We start from the raw sequence: 21,084 nt of genomic DNA, 5'->3' as shown, positions 1-21,084 counted from the left end.
CTTACCCCCGGTAACGCTGCTGGTTTTCAAGAAACCACTGATATGTACTGGCAAGTCCCGCTTGAAGAGATATCTCGTGATACCAGCCCAACTGATGCAGACGCGTAACGTCGAGTAATTTGCGCGGCGTGCCGTCCGGTTTGCTGGCGTCAAACACCACGCGCCCCTTGTAACCCACGACCTCCGCAATAGTCTGCGCCAGTTCACGGATGGTGCAGTCCACGCCGGTACCCACGTTGATATGCGACAGCATCGGCTGGGTATATTCCTGCAACACTTCCTGAGCCAACTCCATCACGTGGATACTGGCCGCCGCCATATCGTCGACATGCAGAAATTCACGCATTGGCGTCCCGCTGCCCCATACCACCACATCCGGAGCATTTTGCCCGCGAGCTTCATGAAAGCGGCGCAGCAGCGCCGGGATCACATGCGACTTACTCGGATGAAAGTTGTCATGCGGCCCATACAGATTGGTCGGCATCACCGAGCGATAATCACGGCCATACTGTCGGTTATACGATTCACACAGCTTGATACCGGCAATTTTGGCAATCGCATACGGCTCATTGGTCGGTTCAAGTGTCCCCTGCAACAGTTCACTCTCGGCGATTGGCTGGGTAGCTTGCTTGGGATAAATACAGGATGACCCGAGAAACAACAGTTTATTCACGTTATGCAGATGTGCAGCATGAATAATGTTGCTCTCAATCATCATGTTTTCATAAATAAAATCAGCAGGATAAGTATTGTTTGCCGCAATCCCTCCTACTTTTGCCGCCGCCAGATAAACCTGGTCAATACGTTCAGCGGCAAAAAACGCCTGCACCGCACTGGCGTCCAGCAGATTAAGCTGGTCGCGGGTACGCAGCACCAGCTCCACATTATTTCGCTGCGACAATTGTCTGACGATGGCGGCCCCCACCATCCCGCGATGGCCCGCCACAAAAATACGTTGTGTCTTCATCCTCAGTACTCCAGCGCGATGGCGACCTCGTAACCGTGCGACTTAAGCAGGGAATGTTTCTTCGCCGCATCAAGATCGTTAGCAACCATTTCCGAGATCATCTGGCGCAGCGTGATTTCCGGTTTCCAGCCCAGTTTTTCATGTGCTTTGGCCGGATCGCCCAGCAGCGTTTCCACCTCAGCCGGACGGAAGTAGCGCGGGTCAACGGCAATCATGACATCGCCTGGCTTCACGCCCGGCGCATCATGTCCGGTCACGGAAACCACGATGCCTTTTTCATTCACGCCCTCACCTTCAAAGCGCAATTTAATCCCCAACTGAGCTGCCGCCATTTCTACAAACTGGCGCACGGAATACTGCACGCCGGTGGCAATCACGAAATCTTCCGGCTTATCCTGCTGCAGCATCATCCACTGCATCCTGACGTAATCTTTGGCATGCCCCCAGTCGCGCAGTGAATCCATGTTGCCCAGGTACAGGCAAGACTCCAGCCCCTGAGCGATGTTGGCGATCGCCCGGGTAATTTTGCGAGTGACAAAGGTTTCGCCGCGGCGCGGAGACTCGTGGTTAAACAGAATGCCGTTACAGGCATACATCCCGTAAGACTCACGGTAGTTGACGGTTATCCAGTAGGCGTACAGCTTAGCAACGGCATACGGTGAACGCGGATAGAACGGCGTGCTCTCTTTCTGCGGGATTTCCTGAACCAGACCGTACAGCTCAGAGGTGGACGCCTGATAAAAACGGGTCTTTTTTTCCAGACCAAGGAAGCGGATCGCCTCCAGCAAGCGCAAGGTGCCGATCGCATCAACGTCTGCGGTGTATTCCGGTGAATCAAACGACACCGCAACGTGGCTCATGGCACCCAGGTTATAGACTTCATCCGGTTGGACTTCCTGTAAAATACGGGTCAGATTGGAGGAGTCCGTCAAATCGCCATAGTGCAGATGAAATTTGGGATTGCCTGAATGCGGATCCTGGTAGATGTGGTCCACACGTTCGGTGTTGAATGATGAAGCGCGACGCTTAATACCGTGTACTTCGTACCCTTTTTCCAGCAGGAGTTCTGCCAGGTAAGAACCATCCTGCCCGGTTACGCCAGTAATGAGAGCGACTTTTGACATGTTATAACCTCTTCAGTGATCCCCTCAGGGAGTAACTTTCTCGACGCGTTCGCGCGTGACTACTGCGGGATTTCCCCGACAAATGACATTTGCTGGCAGCGATTTAAATACGCTGCTTCGTGCCCCGACGACGGTGCCATCGCCAATCGTCACGCCAGGCGCGACAAAGACATCTGTCGCCAGCCAGCATTTATCGCCAACCACTATCGGTGTGGCGTTAATATCAAAATGTTGGCTGGCATAATCATGACTCCCGGTGCATAAATAACTTTTTTGCGAAATAACTGCGTGTGCCCCAATCGTAATATCACCTAACGTATATAAAACCGCGTCATCACCCACCCAGGCATAATCTCCCAGAGTTAGTTTCCACGGATAAGTAATTTTTACTGAAGGCCGAATGACTACGTTTTTTCCTATTTTTGCGCCAAACATCCGTAATAAAAATGCACGCCAGCGATACATGACCTGTGGAGACCAGCGAAATAATGTTGCTTGCACCGCCCACCATAATTGCACTTTAATAGCGCCGCCGCCGCGAAAACCTCCAGGCACTTTAAATCCGCTTAAGTCTTGCATACTGTGCCCTTACGTTTTTCCATATAAGGTTTTTGTTTTATCGGTTGTGCGCAGACGTAAATATTCTGACAAACCGGTCCAAAAACCTGGCATGTGTAATATCTGGCGCTGTACTTTTTTGGCATCCCGGCACAATTCCAGATTATTCGTCGTTGACACTCCACCCATAGAAAATTCCGACACCAACCCGCGCAGCTTTTTAAAAGCGTAACCGGACTTGTATAATTTGGCTGCCAACGCGTAATCTGACGATATTTTATATTGCAAATCATAATGCCAGACATTCAGTCCTGAGAGCGGAAAAAATATTGCCTGATGGCTGGCTGGCAGGCTGTGATAAATATACCAACCCGGTTTTGCCCGACGCTTAATTTTGTTGCCATTACCGAAATCCAGCAACGCATCGCCAATGACCATAGTTTGGTCACTCTGCATTTTTAGCTGGCGGATAAAACAAGCCGCATTCGCATGCAGAATATCCCCGGAGTTGAGGAACAGTGCAAACCGCCCGCGCGCCATCGCGATGCCTTTGTTCATCGCATCATAGATACCTTTATCCGGTTCGCTGACATACCGTAACCGGTGTTCCCCATTGAGTCCTTCAAGAAACGCCGAAGTACCATCCGAGGAGCCGCCATCAACAACAATCCACTCAAAACTGATATCACCCGCTTGCGCCAGATGTGCCAGCGACGCGTGAGTTTTGACGATCCCTTCCAGATTGCGAAAGGCGACGGTAATGATACTGAGCAGCATGTGAGTTACCTCGCGATATTCAGCGCCTTGCGCAAAATAAACGGACACACAATTAAAAATGCGTATTCCGGACTAAATACTGAACCTGTAAAAAACAGTGACAATGGTGTAAAAAGATAAAGCTGCACCCGATAATTCTGATTATCGCCAAACGCATTGATCATCATTTTCATGACTTTCCCCATGTACCATAGGGCTAATATCACCGCGAACCATGAAAAATAAATAATCAGCAGATACAAGCCATTGTCTATTGTTTTACCGACATCTGCACCGTTAAAAATTCCGAATGACGCGACGTATTCATAAAGTGAGCCAAATCTCACTACGCCATCAACGTTCAGTAACGAATAACCGACCATCACTAATGGTCCTACGATACGATAATACGATGACGAACCTTCAGTTCCTAAATCACCAAGCCGCGTTGCGATGTACGGAAAAGCAAATATCACACCAACTAAAAACACGCTCAATGAGATTATCGCCAGAGGTAGCTTCTTTTTTATCGCATCCTTATTTAGGTACTGAAACGCCCATTCCAGGAGGTAAAACAAAATAAACGTCATTACTCCTGAAAACGATCCCGATAATATTACCCCTACCAGAATCATAGCATCGGACTTAGGTGTTTTGATACCAAACTGTTTGATACTGAGCCAAATTGAGATTAACGCCAGAGCGAAGAATGCCGGTTCGAAATAGAGCGCGGTGGTTCGTTTCCCACCAAACTTAATAAAGTTCAGAACATAGCTATTACTGTAAATAAGATATTTCGAAATAACTTCCATTAAACTGCTGCCGCCGCTGAGAATTATCTGTGCCATTTCAGCTGCAGCTAACCCCACCACCAGTCCCACAACCAGCCAGAAAAAGCGCAAGATTTTAATGTAGTTATGCGGTGAAATGGTTTTGAAGCGAATACTCCATACCATGCCAATAATCACCACGGTATAGATAAACAACATGGCGGACGTCACGTACTTGCTGGCATCCAGTGACTGACCGAACAGATAGTTAAATGCCGTCAGTCCGCCCCCTACGCCCAGCGCGATCATTAATTTTTTGATATTGATGCGTTCGATAAACAGCAACAGCAGAACAGGTAAGAATGTGACGATAGTTATCGGGAAGCTCTCGCCAAGCTGGGCGAGTTTGACGTTTACCAGCAGATAAAGCAGCGGTAGCACCAGATAGCTACAGATTCTGATAGAACGAGACATATTCCTCCAGCATCTGTTGTCCACTGTATGCCAACCGACTGCGCTGGCTAAATGCGGCAAGCGACGTGTCAAAAACCGCCTGCGCAATGTCTGATTTTTTCAGTTGCACCAGTTGCAACACTTCAGCTTCGCTGAACGTTTTTCCGCCTGATTTAGCCAGCACTTCCTGCGCGGCATCGCTGTGCGTGGCTATTACCGGTACGCCGATGGATAGCGCTTCGCACAGAATCAGCGGGTAGTTATCGACACGGGAGCTGAACACCAGTCCATCCATCTGATTAAGCGCACTCATCAACGTGCGCTTATCGCTCTCAAAACCGTGATTGATGACGTTATCTCCCGCAAATGGCGAAAATTTGCCGAAGGTATGCAACTCAATTTTGTCTCCGAGCGCGGTAATCGCTCGCACCAGTTGCTGACTGGTTTTGCCGTCATAGCGCAGGTCATGAGCCACCACGGCAATTTTCGGCCGACCGCTCTCCTCAGGCATCGCGGGTAGTTCGGCAAGAATGGTTTCAGTTGCCACATCAATGCCATTATTGATAATGCGGCAGCGTCCCGCGCCATACAGGCTGTTGAATGCGTCGGCCACATGCTGACTGGGCGAGATAAACTGGCAACCCAGCGCCAGCATCGCACGAAACATCTGCCGCTTACCGGGCAACTGCTGATGTGCTTTATCGATTTTTACCGGCGGATAGTTGCTAAGCGTTGGGCATTGCAGACAGCCCGTTTTCCAGCCTTCGCAGCCATCGGTAAAGGCACAGCGCCCGGTCACACTCCAGTGATCGTGCAGCGTCCAGACGAAGGTGATATCCGGTTTATGCGCTTTCACTTTTTGGCAAAAGGAGACTACCTCTTCCAGGTTCAACCAGTAGCTGTGCAACACATGAAAATGCAGTACCAGCGGGCCGTTAGTGCGGGTAACCGTACGATATAGCTTGTCGAGATTGCCGAACATGTCGCGGTTCGCGAAACGAAACAGCGCAATGTTCGCCGCCGACGTCAGGCGCGGCGTATATTTGATAACCTGCGGGTATTTCGCATGGCTGGCGCTTTTTTTACCGCCTTTGCCATAGCCATAGACAAAACGCGACGACAGCCCTTTTTCCAGCGACCTCAGATGCAAATCTAACGCCACGCCTGCCGCCCCACCTTCTGCGAGTCGCACATTAAATTGTAATATCTTCATTTTATTACCTTCACCCGTGCCTTCTCGCCCACGACCAGCGCATTGTCCGGAACGCTATCCACCACGACGCTCCCAGCACCAATCGTCACGTTATCGCCAATCGCGACATCCCCGAGCAGAGTGACGTTGGCCCCCAGCTCGACACCGTTGCCGATGACCGGACAGGACGGATCTTTGTCGCCAAGATTGCCGATGGTGACACCGTGGCGCAGGGTTAAATCGTCCCCTGCCACCACATGTTTATTGATCACCACGCCATAGCCATGATGGATAGTGAAACGACGACCGATAGATGCGGCGGCCTGAATTTCATAGCCAAACAGACATTCAGTGATCAGGCGATACAGCACCAGCACTGGCGCAGCCCACAGGTTGTTCAAGATATTTTTTTTACGCCAGACGGAGCAAAAATGGGCAATCCGATAGGCCACCACCATGCAGCAGGGGCGCAGACTCCAGCCGTTCACGCGTAAATCTTCCAGCATAATTAGCGTCCTCGCAGTCCGTCGGCCAGACGCTTACTGTTGCGAACAGAAAGCAGCGTCAGCAGCGTGCGCCAGTTCATCCGTTTGTTGCGGATCTGATAGAGGGTAAACAACTGATACTTCTTGCTGGCCCGGTCAAATTTGCCTTTGTGCTTGCGGTAAAACTGAAAGTAGCCGGAGAATTTATTCGGCGATGAGGTAATGCGCATCTCACCGTGATTTACATGCAGGATCTGCGTCGCCTCTTTGACCTTCCACGGTTTGCCATACGCCACCACCATGCGCAGGAAGATGTCGTAATCCTGCGCCGCTTTCAGCGTGGTATCGAACAGACATGCTTTAAACCGCCATGCCCAGGTAAATACCTGGTTACCAATGATGTTGCGCTTATAAAACCTGCGGCGTGAATAAACGGACTTAGGATAGAGCGGCAGACTGGTCGGCTGCGAATACACTTCGCCCTCACAGACATAGTCATTGGCATACAGAAACGCCCGCGTGACCAAATGATGGCGATAGTTGAGAAATACACTCAGTCGGTTCGGCGTCCATTCATCATCATCATCAATCCCCGTAATGTATTGTCCGTTGGCCTGCATAATGGCCTGATTACGCACCGCGCAGGCCCCGGAGTTGGTGGAATTATGCGTATACGACACGCGCGGATCGTTGAGTTCCTCAACAAACTGCTGCAACTGCTCATATGAGGAAGAGCAATCATCCACAATGATCATCTCCCAGTGAGGATAGTCCTGGCGCAACACCGATTTAATCGCCCGAATGGCCAACTGCTGGCGGTTCCAGGTTGGCATGTAAATTGAAATTAGCGGGTTTTCTGTGGTCATTTTCGTTTCCAAAAAAAGTTGCCTGATGGCACTACGCTTATCAGGCCTACATTCGATATGCGTTGCTGTTAGTTATTTCGAATCCGACGTGTATTCGTATTCGTAGTAGCCGTAATCCTGATACCCGCTCGCGCGGCGGAAGATCGAGTTGAGGATCACCCCTTTCACCTGAATGCCATTTTGCTCGAAGCGGCCCAGGCTGGTTTCCACCTCTTTCAGCGTGTTGACCGCATAACGCGCAACCATCAGCGTGGTTCCGACGTGGCGCCCTACGATAGCCGCATCGGTCACCGCCAGAATTGGTGGGGTGTCAATCAACACCAGGTCATAGTGCGAACTGGCCCAGGCAATCAGTTCGCCGAAGCGCTCGCTCATCAACAGTTCGGAAGGATTGGGAGGAATTTGACCGCGAGGGATCAGATCAAAATGCGGAATCGATGTCGGTTTAGCGCTGGATGAAATATCCCCTTTGCCAATGAGGATCTCAGACAGGCCGTTAACATTATTGGTCCCCAGCAGTTCGTGGGTATAGCCTTTGCGCATGTCGCAGTCGATCAATAGCACGCGTTTGTTAGTCTGGCTAATAACTGCCGCCAGGTTAGCGCAGACAAACGTTTTCCCAATCGACGGACTGACGCCGGTCAGCATCAATACGTTGTTACGCGCCTGCATCATGGCAAAGTGCAGGCTGGTACGCAGGCTACGGACCGCTTCGATGGCGAGATCCGTTGGATTCCCCACGGCCAGCAGTTGGCTTTGCTTGTAGCGTTTCACACCTTTAATGGTCTGAACGTTATCACGCGCTTTTTGCCATTCAGACAGCGGAATACTGGCATACACGCTGATACCATGCTCTTCCAGCGCCTGGGGGCTTTCAATACCGCGATTAAACAGAGAACGCAGCAGTACGCCCACCACGGAAAGCATTAAACCGAGAATAATACTGCCGAGAATAATCAGCGCCGTTTTCGGCTTCAGCACGCCAGGCTGGGCAATCGCGGGATCGACAATGCGCACATCGCCGACCGTACTGGCCTCGGTAATCTTCAGTTCCTGTTGCTTGTTCAGCAACTGCATATAGACCTGCTGACCGGACTCCACATCACGCGTCAGGCGAACAATTTCCTGCTGTGTTTTCGGCATCGCCGTTACACGCCCGTTCAGCTTACTTTTCTCATCTTCCAGCGCCTGGCGTTTTTCCAGCAGCGTGCGGTACGCCGGATGCGCTTTGGTGAACAGCTTGGAAATCTCCGCTTCTTTGAAGGTCAGTTCATTAAGCTGAGCATCGATATTCACCATCGAATCCAGCACCGCTTTGGCTTCCAGCGGCAAATCCACGGAGTCTTTATCCTGACGAAAGGCGTTCAGCTTGTTTTCAGCAACATCCAGGTGGTTACGCACTTCGGGCAACTGTCTGGCCAGAAACGCCAGACTTTTGGCGGCCTCTTCGGATTTACGTTCCACGTTTTGTTGCAGATAGTTACGGGTAATACTGTCGAGGATCTGGCGGATTTGCTCGCGGTCTTCACCGGTAAAAGTCAGGCTCAATACACCGGTATCTTTGCCTGTTTCCGCCACCATCAGATTATTTTGCAGGGTGTTTATCATGCCCAGCGTGGAGAATTTACGGACGGTAAATTGGCTCTCCGGGCTGGCATGAATCGCCTTAACCAGCATCGTCACGCCATCGTGTTCCAACACCTTGCCGACTTGCCCCCGAACGCTAAAACCCCCGTCACTCACCAGTTGATAGCTTTTGTCATTCAGCACATTGAGCGTGAAGGTCTGTTCATTCATTGCCTTTGGCTGCGTGAAGGTAGTCACATTAACCGTTTCGTTCTGACGGCCCATCAGCCGGTCCCAGCCCGCGCCAAAAATAGGGAACGTATCTTTGGTAACGCCGATATCGAGGTTGAGATCGTCTACCGTTTTCCCTAATACCAGTCGTGACTGAATGAGCTGAATTTCCGCTTCCGAGGCCGGGGGTTTGTTCGACAACGCCGAGCCAATATCCTGCACCAGTGAATTTCCAGTATTTTGCTCAATTTGCACCAGCGCGTCCGCACTATAGATGGGGGTGGCGAACAGCGTGTAGACCGCGGCACACAATGCAAAAGCCGCGGTAATCCCAAGTACCCACCAGCGGGCTTCCACCACCGTTGCGACCAGACGACCAATATCGATTTCATCATTGCCCGTTACCGGCGCAGCAGACTGTTTTACTTTTTCTGTCATTGTTTTCCCTGCTCTGCGTTCAGTGCCTGAGCCCATTGGCGGGCAGACCGTTCAAGTAATGCGTACACCGCGTCAAACGCATCACGGCTTTTACGATATGGATCGGGAATTTCGCGCTCGCTGTCCCAGTGACCAAAAAGCATCACTTTGCCGCGCATCTCCGGCACCATTTCACACAGGGCAGAGATATGGCGCTTTTCCATGGCCAGGATCAGGTCATACTCCCGGCACATTCGTCCCGAGATCTGCCGGGCACAATGATTATCCAGTGACAGGTTGTGCGCCTGCGCCACGCTAATGGCGCACGGATCCGCGCCTTTCCCCACCAGCGCCCCAAGACCGGCAGAAGAGACCGTCAACGCCGGGTGAAATTGCCTTAACAAGCGCTCTGCCGTCGGGGAACGGCAAATGTTCCCCACACAGACAACTAAGATTTTGTTAAACATGACGATTACCAGTTGTGAAGGTCGCTGGCCGTGTCCGTCATATAGCGAACACCGCTAATAGTCGGCAGCAACTGATTGATCAAACGGTTCCAGCGAGCAACCGGCGCAGTAGTGACGTACACCACATCGTATGGCTGGAGTCGGAATGATGTTGCCATCACCAGCGACGTCGCATCGGACATATCAAGCTGATAGATATTGGCGATCTTGCCGTTGTTCCCGCCTTCGCCTTTCAATGGTCGAATAACGAAAATACCGCTGGCATTGGAGGTGGTCAGGTCAATACCTTCGGCATTGCCCAGCGCTTCGGTAAGCGTCATGCCACTGAAGTCCATTTTGAGGGTGCTCTGTTTTTTCACTTCCCCCATTACAAAGACTTTCAGATCGTCATTACGCGGGACAAACAGAATGTCGCCAGGATAGAGCAGTCGGTTCTGGCTCAGGTCGCCATTTTGCATCAGTGCTTGCAGTGAAATGCGTTGCTCCTGCCCTTTATGAGTCAGCACAACGTTGCGCCAGTCTGCCGCTTCGGTGAGACCGCCAGCGGCGTTAATGGCATCGAGAACGGTAAGCGGCACGTTGGTGATGGCCTGCTGACCGGATTTGTTCACCTGCCCGGAGACATAGGCCTTCTGCGAGCGGAAAGCGGCGATATTAACGTCCACCTGCGGGTCAGCAATGTACTTCGCTAAGCGCCCGGTAATATCACTACGAATCTCTGCCAACGTTTTCCCTACCACGCTGACTTTGCCGATGTAGGGGTAAAACATCGTGCCATCAGGTTGTACCCAGTTGCCGGTATCGCTTGAACTACGGTACTGCCCGGCCGGGGTGGTGAGTTCAGGATGGTCCCAGACGGTCACATTCAGGACATCCCCCGGACCGACCCGGTACTGATACCCGGCAATCTCCTGGTCCAGCGACATATTAGGTTGTGCAACATTTGGTCGAGGACGTAATTGTTCTACCAGTCGTGGGGTGAGTGGATAAACATTCACCATGCGATCGATATCAAAATCAGCGTCCTGCTGTTTAATCACATCTTTGCCCATCGTAGACATATTGCTGCCCGGAAGCACGGTACAACCGTTTATCAAGATTACCGATACCAATACTGGCATCAATTTAAGTTTGGATTTCATCATTGATTATTTATCACTTTGGCAGAGTAATTATCACATGCAATCTAAATAGCGACTTCGCCTGTACGTATTTACCTTGCCGTTAATTGAAATGGAATTTAACTGGCATCAGTCCTAAAAAAAATGAATTCATCTGCGGACTCTTGACAGAATAATTTAGGCTTGTTTCAGGCGACCAGACACGCTACCGCCCCTGGCTTCACTAGCTACCAATGCACTGATTAATTTAAATTTTTATCTTCTCCTTTATTTTCATCACATTTACAGCGGCAACGCATCGGGAATGCGCGCCACTGGTTAATGAGGAAATATTTATCTTTTGATTATTACCGCAAGAATTGTTGCAGCTAAGCGAATATCAGGCAAGATAACAAACCACCGACACCAAGCTTTTAAGATTAATATTAAGCGTTGGATTTGTATATTTTTAGGATTTTATTGATGTTGACAATATTGATATAAAAACATCCCACCTGCGATATTTCCTAAATATATTTAGATTAGTAAAATCATTTCCTGTAGTGACATTAAGGCTATTATCCTGCATCTGTTCTGATATAACCGACAGAGAAATCCCCTCTCGCCATTGCATTTTTCGCCAGTTTTACCCATGATCGAATTGTGACAATTGTCATACAACTATGGGTATAGCATTTACTATGGAATGGATTGCCGATCCGTCAATCTGGGCCGGACTGGTCACGTTAATCGTGATCGAACTTGTTCTTGGCATTGATAATCTTGTTTTTATTGCCATCCTCGCGGAGAAACTACCTCCTGCCCAGCGGGATAAGGCGCGTATTACCGGGCTACTGCTGGCGATGGTTATGCGCCTGCTGCTGCTGGCATCAATATCCTGGCTGGTAACACTGACCACGCCGCTGTTCAGCATTCGCGATCTCAGCTTCAGCGCCCGCGATCTGATCATGCTGTTCGGCGGTTTCTTCCTGCTGTTTAAAGCCACTATGGAGCTCAACGAACGGCTGGAAGGAAAAGACAGCGACAATCCCACCCAGCGTAAAGGCGCTAAGTTCTGGGGTGTGGTCGCGCAGATCGTGGTGCTGGACGCCATATTCTCTCTCGATTCCGTCATTACCGCTGTTGGGATGGTCGATCACCTGGCCGTGATGATGGCTGCGGTGATTATTGCCATCAGCCTGATGGTGCTGGCGAGCAAGTCGCTGACACGCTTTGTCAACAGTCATCCAACTATCGTTATTCTGTGCCTGAGCTTCTTGCTGATGATTGGTTTTAGCCTGGTCGCCGAAGGATTTGGTTTCCATATCCCGAAAGGTTACCTGTACGCGGCCATCGGCTTCTCGGTCATGATCGAAGCATTGAACCAGTTGGCTATCTTTAACCGTCGTCGCTTCCTCTCAGCCAACCATACTCTGCGCCAGCGCACCGCCGAGGCGGTAATGCGGCTGCTGAGCGGGCAAAAAGAAGATGCCGAACTGGATGCCGAAACCGCGGCAATGCTGGCGGACCATCATGAAGGTCAGATTTTCGCGCCTCAGGAGCGGAGGATGATTGAACGTGTGCTGAACTTCAATCAGCGTACCGTCAGCAGTATCATGACCTCGCGCCACGATATTGAACACATCGACCTCAATGCTCCCGAAGCAGAAATCCGCGCCTTACTGGAAAAAAACCAGCATACGCGTCTGGTGGTCACTGGCGAAGACGGGCAGGAAGAACTGCTTGGCGTGGTGCATGTCATCGATTTGCTGCAACAGTCTCTGCGCGGCGAGCCGCTCGACCTGCGCGTCTTGATTCGCCAGCCGCTGGTGTTCCCGGAAACTCTGCCGCTACTTCCGGCGCTTGAGCAGTTCCGAAACGCCCGGACGCACTTCGCGTTTGTAGCCGATGAATTTGGTTCCGTCGAAGGGATTGTGACGCTGAGTGATGTGATGGAAACCATCGCCGGCAATCTGCCAAACGAGGTAGAGGAAATCGACGCCCGCCATGATATTCAGAAAAACGCCGATGGTTCATGGACCGCTAACGGGCATATGCCGCTGGAAGACCTGGTGCAGTACGTCCCTATCCCATTAGATGAAAAACGTGAGTATCACACCATTGCCGGGCTGTTAATGGAGTACTTGCAGCGCATCCCAAAAACCGGGGAGGAAGTCCAGGTTGGCGATTTCCGATTGAAAACTCTGCAGGTGGAAAATCATCGCGTGCAAAAAGTCCAGTTGATACCGTTGCACAATGAAGAAGAGATGGATTACGAAGTGTAGTTCAAGAGCCGGAGGCGGCATCAGCCGCCATCCGGCAATATGAATCAGAGCTTATCAAGCAACTTTTTAACATCTTTGCCGTTGCGGGAATCTTTATTGCGATCGGCCCAGTCATTCAGGCGACGTTTTGCTTCATCCTGCAGATGTTTACGCAAAAGCTGATCAACCTGCAGACTGTAGTTCAGTGATTGCCATTGACCATAGACTCTAAGAGGAACCGGGGTGGCCTTCAGGAAATTAATCAACTTACTTTCACCATCCCAACCGCCCAGTACGCGAATGTTAAACAGCGTGTCGCAATTCTGCTTCACCAGATCTAACGTTCCTTTGCCGGTCAGTGCCAACATAGCGGACTCCCCAACCATGTTATCCAGCGTAACCTCACCGTTATCCAGCGTCATATCGGTTACAAAATGATCCAGACGGGTCACGTTCTCCATATTTTGCTGGGCTTTAGCATCTCCACCGCTACGCTCGACGGCCTGCTGTATCATCTGCTGGAAGTTCATCCCTTCCATTCGCGTATCGTTCATTTCGACATGGGCCTGCCCTTGCCAGCTGTGACGAAACGCCTGGGCGTCAATATCCGAGCCGGAAAAATCTCCTGCCAACGACAGCTTGCCGGTGAGTGCGATGGGGTAATCAAAGGCCTTCAGAATAGTGCCAATTTCCACACCTTCCAGGCGCGGATGAAAGACCGCTCGCGGTTCTCCCTTTCTGGCATCCAGCGTGCCGGGCAATGAGATCAGCCCGCCATCACTTTTTCCTTGCAACTGTGCAATGTTCAGTAAGCCGAACCGGTTGTCTATTTTTGCCGAGACATTCTCAAACGCCATTTTCCGCCACAGCACTTTGTCAGCCTGCAAAGCGATGTCTGCCGAAAAACCCTTGAGTCCCTGATACGAAACGGCATCAACCTGGGAAGCAATGACGGGGCGCGCCAGCGTTGACTGACTCTGACCTTGCTGAACTTCACCTTTTGCTGTCACCACTGCGTCATGTTGTACGAGCAGGTTATCCAGATTGAGCTGACCAAATTTTAGGTCAACGGCCCATTCCGGTTTTTCCAACAAGGCCACATGCGCTTGCCCGGAGAAAGAAGAGTCATTAGCGGTCAAATTTATCTGGCTAAATGAAAGCTGTTTTTTCTCTTCCAGCCATTGCGCCTGAAGATGTCCCTGACCGTTGATCCCCTGCGGCGGCAGATCGGCCCCCTGCAGTTGCCAGCTTAACTGTTCAATATTCGCAGATAAGTTGTGCGGATAATCGAAGGCATCGACCGTACCGTTAAAGGATAACGCGAGATCGCGCTGATCGCGGTTCACACGCCCGGAGAAATCAAACGTACCGCGGTGCTGGCTATCTTGTTCCATCTCCAGACGAATATCGCGAACGGTAACCTGTTCATCATCTTCATGTTGGAACACCAGAACACTGTCGGCAACGCGCAGACGGGCGATATCAAACGACCATCCTTTGTCTTCCGCCAGATCGGGCAACATATTGTCTTTTGGGGCAACGGGTGCATCTTTGCCGCGTACCGCCTCAGTTTGCGGAGTCAATTGAATCACTGCGCCTTTGAGCATCACCTGCTTCACGCTGAGCTGGTGGCTCAACAGCGGCCACAATGCAACGTCGAGACGCATATTATCAGCACGAACCAGGGGTTCGCTGGCGCCTTCAGCCGTTAACATCACTCGCCCTGAGAGGATACTCAGTTGCGGCCATACGTGCCAACGCAGGGGGCCATCCAACTGCAGCTGATACCCGCTACGTACGGCAACCTGCTTGACCATATACGCGCGGAAATCATTCGGATTCACCAACAGTACTAACGCAGAAAAGCCGGTCACCAGCACGACCAGAAGAATCATCAGCGTCGTCAGAAATCGTCTCATGCTATCCCCAATGGACTGATAAACACTCAGTCTTTATCGATCCGGCTGGCAACGGCGCCCTGCTGGTCGCGATACTTCGCATCCTGACGACGGTTGTAGGGTCGCGCTGCCGGACCGGAAAGCGGTTCGAAACTTAACGCGCCAATCGGCATCCCCGGACGCAGAGCCAGCGGTAATTTTCCGGAGTTGTAAAACTCCAGTACGATACAGCCAGACCAGCCCGGATCGATACGGTGTGCGGTGACGTGTACCATCAGTCCCAGACGAGCCAGCGAAGAACGACCATCTAACCAACCGACGAGATCGGAAGGCAGCGTCACGGATTCGAATGTTACCGCCAGTGCAAGTTCCCCCGGATGCAGGAAAAATGCTTCGCCGTCCTTAAGGACGATTTCATCACTCATCACGCGATCCAGCGCGGCGCTGACTTCATCTTTCGGTCCGCTTAAATCGATATACGCCGCCGTATGACCGCGGAACGTACGGAATTTATTGCCAAGGCGCACATCTACCGTGGCGCCATTGATTCGCTCGACAGGAGGGCGTGGATTGATCGACAGGCGACCTTCATCCAACCAGGCTTCAATATCTCGGTCACATAAACGCATGGCACTTTCTCCTTTCGTGCTTCAAACCCTTAATGCCAGGTGCGTTAAGGGTGAACCAGGTTATCACTGAACGGTACACAATTCGCTGAACTTATTCAAAGAACTGACTGATTTTAGCCTTCAGAATATCGATAGCGATGCGGTTTTTACCCCCGCGCGGCACAATGATGTCGGCGTATTGTTTTGAAGGCTCAATAAATTGCAGGAACATTGGGCGGACGGTTTTCTGGTATTGCGCCATCACCGAATCCATTGAACGACCACGTTCGTTCACATCCCGCTTGATACGGCGCATCAGGCAAATATCTAACGGCGTATCAACAAAAATAGAGAAGTTCATCTCGTCACGCAAACGCGCATCCGTCAGCAGCAAAATGCCTTCCAGGATGATGACTTTCTTGGGTTCGATATGAATAGTGTCTTGCGTACGCGTGTGCTCAACATAGCTATATACCGGCAGCTCAATGGCAGAGCCGCGTTTCAGCGTTTGCAGATGTTGAAACAGCAGGCTATGGTCCATCGCGTTCGGATGGTCGTAGTTGGTTTTTACACGTTCTTCCATCGACAGATGGCTTTGATCTTTGTAATAGCTGTCTTCGGGAATAACGCCAATATGTTCGTCACCGACTTGTTCACGCAATTCGCGATAAAGAGTACTGGCAATAAGGCTCTTGCCGGAAGCCGATGCGCCGGCAATGCCGATAATGACGCACTGATGGGACTGATCAGTCATAAATTTAGCGACCTGATTAACCTGGATGTAAGGAAGGGCGGCGCCGAAACGCCAAACGCGGCAATTATAGGGATTTCAGCGGCGCGATGCCACCCCAGGCTGCACCAATGCTGTCCCTGTCGCAAATTAAAATGGTCAGATTTAGAACAGCCGCTATATTTATTCACCTGCCTTAGGAATTAATAGCTTGGGAGTGTTAATTTATGAGCAGCTGGCGTATAAATTGTAAATTGTTTGTACTAGCATAATCCCAGATTAAATGTGATGCGTCCGGCATCTCTGCTGGGCGACAACGGCTATTTGGGTAGAGTGGTAATGAGTAAACAATCCCAACATGTTTTAGTTACCTTACCCCATCCTCTACTGCGCCTGGCCAGTTTAGGTCTGGTGGCTTTCATCTTTACGTTGTTTTCGCTGGAACTGTCACGTTACGGCGCACAGCTTGCACCGCTGTGGTTTCCAACCTCTATCATGATGGTGGCTTTTTACCGTCACGCTGGAAAGATGTGGCCTGGGATCGCGCTGGCTTGCTCATTCGGTAGCATCGGCGCCTCTTTACTCTTCTTCCCCGTACAGTCGCTTAATTTCTCCTATACGGTCATTAACATTATTGAGGCTGTTGTTGGCGCAATGTTATTGCGTAAACTGCTGCCCTGGTACAATCCTTTACAAAATCTTAACGACTGGGCGCGCCTGGCATTTGGCAGCGCGGTTGTTCCGCCACTGCTGGGCGGCGTATTGATGTGGATGTTGCTGCCGAAGGAAACTACGTTAAATACCTTTCTCATTTGGGTACTGTCAGAATCCATTGGCGCACTGGCGTTGGTGCCGTTAGGTTTGCTGTTTAAACCACATTACCTGCTGCGTCATCGCGACCCGCGATTATTGCTTGAGACCCTGATTACGCTTCTGGTGACCTTAACGTTCAGTTGGCTATCCATGATGTACATTCCGTGGCCATTTACCTGCGTTATTGTCCTGCTGATGTGGAGCGCTGTCCGCCTGCCGCGTATGGAGGCGTTTTTAATATTCCTCAGCACCGTGATGATGGTTTCGCTGATGCTGGCCGCCGACCCTTCACTGCTTTACACCCCGAAACAGAACATGATGACGGACATCCCCTGGTTGCCGTTTTTGATGATCCTGTTGCCAGCCAACATGATGACCATGGTGATGTACGCGTTTCGAGCCGAACGCAAGCACATTTCAGAAAGCGAATCGCGCTTTCGCAACGCCATGGAATATTCCGCGATTGGCATGGCACTGGTTGGCACCGAGGGGCAATGGCTACAGGCCAATAAAGCCTTGTGCCAGTTTCTGGGCTATAGCCAGGAGGAGCTACGTTCGCTGACCTTCCAGCAATTAACCTGGCCGGAAGATCTGAACAACGACCTTGAACAACTCAATATGCTGGCACGCGGAGAGATTAATAGCTATTCCATGGAAAAACGCTATTACACCCGCGCGGGCGACGTCGTCTGGGCGTTGCTGGCCGTTTCGCTGGTGCGCCATAGCGACAACACTCCACTCTACTTTATCGCGCAGGTTGAAGACATTAACGACCTGAAGCATACCGAGTGGATTAATAAACGGCTGATGGAGCGCATTACTCTCGCCAATGAAGCCGGGGGGATTGGGATTTGGGAATGGGAACTGCAGCCTGACGTGATCAGTTGGGATAAACGGATGTTCGATCTGTATGAAGTTCCCGCACATATCAAACCCAGTTGGCAAGTCTGGTATCAATGCCTCGTACCTGAAGATCGCGAGTACGCCGAAAATGTGATTCGTGATTCGCTGGCCGCACGGGCTCCGTTTAAGCTTGAGTTTCGTATCGCAGTAAAAGATGGCATACGCCATATCCGCTCGTTGGCCAACCGGGTGCTGAATAAAGACGGTGAAGTTGAACGCTTACTTGGTATCAATATGGATATGACCGAAGTGAAGCAGCTTAACGAAGCGCTGTATCAGGAAAAAGAGCGCCTGCACATTACGCTGGACTCAATAGGCGAAGCGGTAATTTGTATTGATGTCGATATGAACGTGACCTTTATGAATCCGGTCGCTGAGAAAATGAGCGGCTGGCAACAGGACAGTGCCATCGGCATTCCGCTATTGACGGTACTACATATTACTTTTGGCGAGAACGGTCCGCTGATGGAAAATATCTACAGTGCTGACATGTCGCGTACGGCAATCGAGCAGGAAGTGGTCCTGCATTGTCGTAACGGCAACAGTTATGACATTCAGTACAGCATCACGCCCCTCAGCACCCTTGACGGCGGCAGCATTGGTTCGGTGTTAGTCATTCAGGACGTCACAGAGTCACGGAAGATGCTCCGCCAGCTTAGCTACAGTGCCTCACATGATGACCTGACACAGTTGGCAAACCGGGTCAGCTTCGAAAACCATCTAAAACAATTGCTGCATTCAGTACACGACACGCGCCAGTGCCATGTACTGGTTTTTATCGATTTGGATCGTTTTAAAGCGGTGAACGACAGCGCGGGCCATGCCGCCGGCGATGCCCTGCTGCGTGAACTCTCTGCGCTTATGCTCAGCATGTTGCGATCCAGCGATATGCTGGCGCGCCTTGGCGGCGACGAGTTTGGTCTGTTGCTGCCGGATTGTAATATCGAAAGCGCCCGCTTTATCTCAGGACGCATCATCAGTGCTATTAACAATTACCAATTTATGTGGGAAGGCCGTTTGCACCGTATTGGTGCCAGTGCGGGAATTACGCTGATTGATGAGAAAAACCATGTCGCGACTGACGTTATGTCTCAGGCCGATATCGCCTGCTACGCGGCGAAAAACAGCGGCCGTGGGCGAGTCTGTGTCTATGAACCTCAGCAAAGCCAGGCCCATGCCGCGCGTAGCCAACTGTCATTGGATGAACAAAGACACACTATTACACATAACCCTATGCTGATGATCGCCAGAGGTGTTGCTTCTCCGCGTATACCGGAGACTTTTAGCTTCTGGATTATCTCGCTTCGCTTAGGCACCGTTGAGGGTGAAGTCATTGAAGATCAAGCCTTCCATGCCGGGTTGGTCGATCCCACGTTGAGTCAGGCGCTCGATCGTCGGGTATTCGGCGAGTTCTTCCAGAGTGCTGCCCCGGCTGTCGCCAACAAGGGCCTCAGTATTGCCCTGCCCCTTTCCGCCGCCGGCCTGCTCAACACAGAACTGGTAGATGAGCTGCTAGAGCACTTGCAACGCAGCCCGCTACCACCACGATTGCTGCATCTGACCGTTCCATCCAGCGTCATCAAAACAAGCCCAACGCAGGCGCTATCCGCCCTGCATCGACTGCGGCAGTACGGTTGTCGAATTGTGTTAAGTCAGGTTGGTCGCGACTTAGAGCTTTTTGACAACCTGAAATATCACATTGTCGATTACCTGTTGCTCGACAGCGAGCTAAGTGCCAGCGCTCCCGGCAACCTGATCGACGAAATGTGGGTGTCCATTATCCAGGGTCATGCTCAGCGCCTGGACATAAAAACCATCGCCGGTCCGGTGCAACTGCCACTCATCATGGATACGCTTTCTGGCATCGGTATTGATATGATTTATGGCGATATTATTGCCGACGCCCAACCGCTGGATCTGCTACTGAATACCAGCAATTTCGCCATCAACTGACGGTTGCCAACCATCCGTATACCAGATATGCAACAGCGCATAGGAGCGCCAGGGTTTCCAGCGCTCTGCATACCGCCGGATCTGGGCTGGTGTCATGCCGGGAAAACGCTGCTTAATCAGATAATCATCCGGCAGAAAAACGTCCTTCGCCTGCCAGCCGCGCAACGCAAAGTAGTTGGCGGTCCAGCGCCCTATCCCGGGAAATGTTTGTAGCTGCTTAACGCCTTGTTCGATATCGGCAGGGGCTGTTGTCGCGAGCGTTCCTTCAAGGGTTGCATGAGCAAGGTGAATCAACGCTTCAGCGCGTTTGAGCGGCATTCCTAACGTTTTCAGGTGCAGCGGATCGGCGTTGGCAAGCTCTTCTGGAGAGGGAAAACACACATACTCGGGCGCATCCTCCAGCGTATTGCCATAAGCGTGCGCTACTTTCGCTGTCAGTTTCGCGGCCATCGCCACGCTGACTAACTGCCCTAAAATCGCCCGTACCCCTTGCTCAAAAGTATCGACACATCCCGGCAGGCGCAATCCCGGACGCGCCGCGCCGAGGTTACCCAGCGCGCCGACAATTTGCTGCGGGCAACAGGAAAGATCGAACAAGCGCGTTATTTTTGCCAGGCACTCGGAGGCTACAGGCTGTAACCCTGAGCTCAACGTCACGTGTAGCACGTTGGCGTGCAGATCCGGGACAACGCTAACCAGACCACGATGCTCCCCTACGGACAGACTTCGGACATAACTCAGTTCTTCTACGGTTTCGACACCTTCAACCGCACGGGCGGCAAGAAATCCCAGCATCCAGGGCCAGTCATAAGGCGGTTGCCAGCTCAGCGTGAACATTCGGTTTTCCTTTTAAAGCAAACTTACAGCATAAACGGTATTCAATCAGTACGCCTTGCTTTCATATTCCAGTTGTCGGGGCGTCAACTATTCGTTAAAGTCACGCCCCTTCTTCACTGGCATGGG

General features: G+C 51.3%; 17 protein-coding genes. 2 read left to right on the top strand and 15 right to left on the bottom strand.

What is annotated here, in order from left to right; translation table 11 throughout:
• Nucleotide 1: 1 nt before the first annotated feature.
• The 11 genes from fcl to OGX67_RS25090 all read right to left on the bottom strand — a co-directional run bounded on the left by fcl (nt 2) and on the right by OGX67_RS25090 (nt 10,997).
• Entirely contained in the window at nt 2-967 is a 966-nt protein-coding gene (gene fcl, locus OGX67_RS25140) for a GDP-L-fucose synthase (RefSeq protein WP_257651065.1), read from the bottom strand.
• Nucleotides 968-969: 2 nt separating this feature from the next.
• A complete protein-coding gene (gmd, locus tag OGX67_RS25135; RefSeq protein WP_003036748.1) occupies nt 970-2,091 on the bottom strand; it encodes a GDP-mannose 4,6-dehydratase in 1,122 nt (373 codons plus the stop codon).
• A gap of 24 nt (nt 2,092-2,115) precedes the next feature.
• Nucleotides 2,116-2,670: a colanic acid biosynthesis acetyltransferase WcaF gene (gene wcaF, locus OGX67_RS25130; protein ID WP_003036750.1), complete on the bottom strand. Its 555-nt coding sequence runs from the start codon at nt 2,668-2,670 to the stop codon at nt 2,116-2,118.
• A 9-nt stretch (nt 2,671-2,679) separates the two neighbouring features.
• Complete coding sequence (gene wcaE, locus OGX67_RS25125; protein WP_257651064.1) at nt 2,680-3,426, bottom strand: colanic acid biosynthesis glycosyltransferase WcaE; 747 nt, start codon at nt 3,424-3,426, stop codon at nt 2,680-2,682.
• Between the two features lie 5 nt (nt 3,427-3,431).
• Entirely contained in the window at nt 3,432-4,649 is a 1,218-nt protein-coding gene (gene wcaD, locus OGX67_RS25120; protein ID WP_057063463.1) for a colanic acid polymerase WcaD, read from the bottom strand.
• A complete protein-coding gene (gene wcaC / locus OGX67_RS25115; protein WP_003844325.1) occupies nt 4,624-5,841 on the bottom strand; it encodes a colanic acid biosynthesis glycosyltransferase WcaC in 1,218 nt (405 codons plus the stop codon). Before wcaC ends, wcaD begins: the two co-directional genes overlap by 26 nt.
• Nucleotides 5,838-6,326, bottom strand: coding sequence for a colanic acid biosynthesis acetyltransferase WcaB (gene wcaB / locus OGX67_RS25110; protein WP_257651063.1), 489 nt, complete (start codon nt 6,324-6,326; stop codon nt 5,838-5,840). The genes wcaC and wcaB overlap by 4 nt, the downstream gene beginning before the upstream one ends.
• Nucleotides 6,327-6,328: 2 nt before the next feature.
• Nucleotides 6,329-7,171: a colanic acid biosynthesis glycosyltransferase WcaA gene (wcaA, locus tag OGX67_RS25105; RefSeq protein ID WP_003036760.1), complete on the bottom strand. Its 843-nt coding sequence runs from the start codon at nt 7,169-7,171 to the stop codon at nt 6,329-6,331.
• 72 nt (nt 7,172-7,243) lie between these two features.
• On the bottom strand, nt 7,244-9,406 hold the full coding sequence (gene wzc, locus OGX67_RS25100; protein WP_286527778.1) for a tyrosine-protein kinase Wzc: 2,163 nt from the start codon (nt 9,404-9,406) through the stop codon (nt 7,244-7,246).
• Nucleotides 9,403-9,852, bottom strand: a complete 450-nt coding sequence (wzb, locus tag OGX67_RS25095) for a low molecular weight protein-tyrosine-phosphatase Wzb (RefSeq protein ID WP_257651061.1) — start codon at nt 9,850-9,852, stop codon at nt 9,403-9,405. Before wzb ends, wzc begins: the two co-directional genes overlap by 4 nt.
• Before the next feature lie 5 nt (nt 9,853-9,857).
• Nucleotides 9,858-10,997, bottom strand: a complete 1,140-nt coding sequence (locus tag OGX67_RS25090; RefSeq protein ID WP_071697522.1) for a polysaccharide export protein — start codon at nt 10,995-10,997, stop codon at nt 9,858-9,860.
• Between the two features lie 656 nt (nt 10,998-11,653).
• Between OGX67_RS25090 and OGX67_RS25085 the strand changes: the two genes are divergently transcribed.
• Nucleotides 11,654-13,237: a TerC family protein gene (locus OGX67_RS25085; RefSeq protein WP_257651060.1), complete on the top strand. Its 1,584-nt coding sequence runs from the start codon at nt 11,654-11,656 to the stop codon at nt 13,235-13,237.
• A 44-nt stretch (nt 13,238-13,281) separates the two neighbouring features.
• Here the strand turns inward: OGX67_RS25085 and asmA are convergent, their stop codons facing one another.
• From asmA to udk, 3 genes are all read right to left on the bottom strand, one after another.
• A complete protein-coding gene (gene asmA, locus OGX67_RS25080) occupies nt 13,282-15,135 on the bottom strand; it encodes an outer membrane assembly protein AsmA (RefSeq protein WP_257651059.1) in 1,854 nt (617 codons plus the stop codon).
• A gap of 26 nt (nt 15,136-15,161) precedes the next feature.
• Entirely contained in the window at nt 15,162-15,743 is a 582-nt protein-coding gene (gene dcd, locus OGX67_RS25075) for a dCTP deaminase (RefSeq protein WP_003036774.1), read from the bottom strand.
• A 91-nt stretch (nt 15,744-15,834) separates the two neighbouring features.
• Complete coding sequence (gene udk, locus OGX67_RS25070) at nt 15,835-16,476, bottom strand: uridine kinase (RefSeq protein ID WP_003036776.1); 642 nt, start codon at nt 16,474-16,476, stop codon at nt 15,835-15,837.
• Nucleotides 16,477-16,791: 315 nt separating this feature from the next.
• Between udk and OGX67_RS25065 the strand changes: the two genes are divergently transcribed.
• The gene (locus tag OGX67_RS25065; protein WP_257651058.1) at nt 16,792-20,121 is read left to right on the top strand and encodes a diguanylate cyclase; all 3,330 of its coding nucleotides are present in this window, start codon (nt 16,792-16,794) and stop codon (nt 20,119-20,121) included.
• Here OGX67_RS25065 and alkA read toward each other — a convergent pair.
• Nucleotides 20,089-20,958, bottom strand: coding sequence for a DNA-3-methyladenine glycosylase 2 (gene alkA, locus OGX67_RS25060; protein ID WP_257651057.1), 870 nt, complete (start codon nt 20,956-20,958; stop codon nt 20,089-20,091). The genes OGX67_RS25065 and alkA overlap by 33 nt on opposite strands.
• Nucleotides 20,959-21,084 lie beyond the last annotated feature (126 nt).

Source organism: Citrobacter sp. Cf118 (assembly GCF_030334095.1).
Lineage (GTDB): Bacteria > Pseudomonadota > Gammaproteobacteria > Enterobacterales > Enterobacteriaceae > Citrobacter > Citrobacter freundii.
Note: the sequence above shows the minus strand (reverse complement) of the source record. Positions and strands in the feature narration are given on the sequence as shown.